Here is a 2,876-nt window from a genome sequence, read left to right as displayed (position 1 = left end):
GGAGCGCGTCACGCCGTCGCGGTGACCGCCGACGCGGACAGCTCGACAACGATCTCGTCCCCCTCGACGGCCGTTGGCCGGAACCCCAGCGAGGTGTACAGACGCCCGGCCACCTCGTTGTCCGGGTGGTACGACAGACGAAGAACCCGGCAGCCCTCACGGTCTGCCAGCCAGGCCAGGACCTGGTCGCCGTCGAAACCGGGCGCGGCCTGCAGGTCGGTCAGGGCGGGCTTGCCCAGCGTCAGCGTGCCGGTCTTGTCGAAGGCCACGATGCCGACATCGCGCAACGATTGCAGGGCATCGCCCTGGCGGAACAGCACGCCCAGTTCGGCGGCGCGGCCAGTGCCCACCATGATCGAGGTGGGGGTGGCCAGCCCCATGGCGCACGGGCAGGCGATGATCAGGACGGCTACCGCGTTGACCAGGGCATAGGGCAGGGCGGGGGCTGGCCCCCAGGCCAGCCAGGCGCCGAAGGTCAGCAGCGCGGCCGCGATGACGGCCGGCACGAACCAGGCAGTCACCTGGTCCACCAGGGCCTGGATGGGCAGGCGCGCGCCCTGGGCGGTTTCCACCATGCGGATGATGCGCGCCAGCATGGTGTCTGCGCCGGTGTGGGTCACGCGCAGCGTGAAGCTGCCCGACGTGTTCAGGGTACCGCCGGTCGCGGTGGCGCCCACGGTTTTTTCCACGGGCATCGGTTCGCCCGTGAGCATGGATTCATCGATGAACGAGCCGCCTTCGACGATCTCGCCGTCGATAGGGATTTTTTCTCCCGGGCGCACCACCACATGTTCGCCGCGCCGCACCTGGTCGATGGGTACGTCCTGGGCCTGGCCGTCGCGCAGCACACGGGCGGTGCGGGGTTGCAGGCCGATCAGGCGCTTGATGGCCGCGCCGGTGCGGCCCTTGGCCCGGGCTTCCAGCATGCGGCCCAGCAGGATCAGCGTGACAATGACGGCGGCGGCCTCGAAGTACACATGCCGCGCGTTGTCGGGCAGCCACTGCGGCGCGAAAGTTGCCACGGACGAATACGCCCATGCCGCGCCGGCGCCCAGGGCAACCAGCGAATTCATCTCGGGCGCGCGCCGCCACAGTGCCTGCAGGCCCTTGGTGAAGAACACGCGGCCCGGCCAGGCCAGCACGGCGGTGGTCAGGGCGAATTGCAGCAGCCAGCTGTTGCGCGTGCCCAAGGTATCCAATACCCAATGATGTACGGCCGGAATGGCGTGCGAGCCCATTTCCAGTGCGAAAACCGGCAGGGTCAGCGCCAGGGCAATGAAGAAGGCGCGGCGCAGGGCGCTGGCTTCCCCGGCGCGGGCCTGCGCCTGGCGTTCCTCGTGGCCGTCCTGGGCGGCGATGGGATGAGCCGCATAGCCCATGCGGGCGACGGCGGCCACCAGGGCGCCGGTATCGGTAGCGGCGGGGTCGTAATCGACACGGGCCCGTTCGGTGGCCAGGTTGACGCTGGCCTGGCTGACGCCATCAACGGCCGACAGGGCTTTCTCGACGCGCTTGACGCATGACGCGCACGTCATGCCCTCGATGGCCAATTCGGCCTGGGTGGCGGACAGGGTAGACATAAAAAGAACTCCGGCAAGAGGTGACAGATCAAGTGTCATCCTTACCATGATGGGAAGGTCAAGCCTCAATTATAGGCTTGACTTTGACATCATTGGAAGGTTTACATTGCCTGCACCGCCGCCATCGAGCGGACGTTTTCCTACAGGAGCCTCTATGTCTATCCAGTTCAGCGTTCCCGACATGACCTGCGGCCATTGTGTCAGCACCATCACGCGGGCCGTACACCAGGCCGTTCCCGGCGCCCAGGTCACGGTTGACCTGGCCCGGCACCTGGTCACCGTCCAGGGGGCAGCCCAGGCCGAAGCCGTGCAGGCGGCCATCGTCCAGGCCGGCTACGAGCCGCGAGCCGTGGCATGATGTCCTAAGGCTTAATAGGGGCCCATTGGTTTTCTTTATCAATAGAATTGAATAATTAAATTTGATATATTGATAGTGTGTATTTATCATTCTTCCATGGTCGCAAGGCCATCTTTTCACCAATCAGGAGATGATGAATGCTGCAGAACCGCGAAGGCCAACGGGTCCCCAACGTGACCTTCCCCGTCCGCCAGGGCAATGACTGGAAGCAGGTATCCACCGACGACCTGTTCAAGAACAAGACCGTGGTGGTCTTTTCCCTGCCTGGGGCGTTCACGCCCACTTGCTCGTCCACCCACCTGCCGCGCTACAACGAATTGGCGCCCGCGTTCTTCAATGCAGGCGTAGACGCCATTGTGTGCGTGTCGGTCAACGACACCTTCGTCATGAACGAATGGGCGAAAGACCAGGAATCGGCCAACATCACGCTGCTGCCTGATGGCAATGGCGATTTCACCGAAGGCATGGGCATGCTGGTGGACAAGCGCGACCTGGGTTTCGGCAAGCGCAGCTGGCGTTATTCCATGCTGGTGAAAGACGGCGTGGTCGAGAAAATGTTCGTCGAACCGCAAAAAGAGGGCGATCCCTTCGAAGTGTCGGACGCCGACACCATGCTGCAGTTCATGGCGCCGCAGGCCAAGAAGCCCGACCAGGTGGTGGTGTTTTCCAAGCCCGGCTGCCCGTTCTGCGTGGAAGCCAAGGCCTTGCTGGCCGACAAGGGCTACGACGCCATCGAGATTCCGCTCGAGCACAAGGTGCGCGGCCGGGTCATCGGCGCGGTATCCGGCAAGGGCACGGCCCCGCAGGTGTTCATCAACGGCGCCCTGATCGGCGGCCTGGAAGACCTGAAGGCGCATTTCGCCTGACGGCCGGCGCGCCCCGCCCGCGGGCGGTGCTCCATCACGGCGTCGTTCTGATCCACACCACGCCCGCGTCGG

Annotated in this window: 2 protein-coding genes and 1 pseudogene; 2 read left to right on the top strand and 1 reads right to left on the bottom strand. The window is 64.9% G+C overall.

Annotated features, from left to right (window positions below; translation table 11 throughout):
- Positions 1 to 164: 164 nt before the first annotated feature.
- Positions 165 to 1,580: pseudogene (locus LPZ50_RS23785) on the bottom strand (heavy metal translocating P-type ATPase); the annotation flags it as partial.
- A 154-nt stretch (positions 1,581 to 1,734) separates the two neighbouring features.
- Between LPZ50_RS23785 and LPZ50_RS23780 the strand changes: the two are divergent.
- The gene (locus tag LPZ50_RS23780; protein ID WP_230665321.1) at positions 1,735 to 1,938 is read left to right on the top strand and encodes a heavy-metal-associated domain-containing protein; all 204 of its coding nucleotides are present in this window, start codon (positions 1,735 to 1,737) and stop codon (positions 1,936 to 1,938) included.
- A 137-nt stretch (positions 1,939 to 2,075) separates the two neighbouring features.
- A complete protein-coding gene (locus LPZ50_RS23775; RefSeq protein WP_230665320.1) occupies positions 2,076 to 2,804 on the top strand; it encodes a glutathione peroxidase in 729 nt (242 codons plus the stop codon).
- Positions 2,805 to 2,876: the final 72 nt, after the last annotated feature.

The organism is Bordetella petrii (assembly GCF_020991325.1).
GTDB classification, from domain to species: Bacteria; Pseudomonadota; Gammaproteobacteria; order Burkholderiales; family Burkholderiaceae_B; genus Bordetella_A; species Bordetella_A petrii_E.
This window is presented reverse-complemented; position numbering and strand designations above follow the sequence as displayed.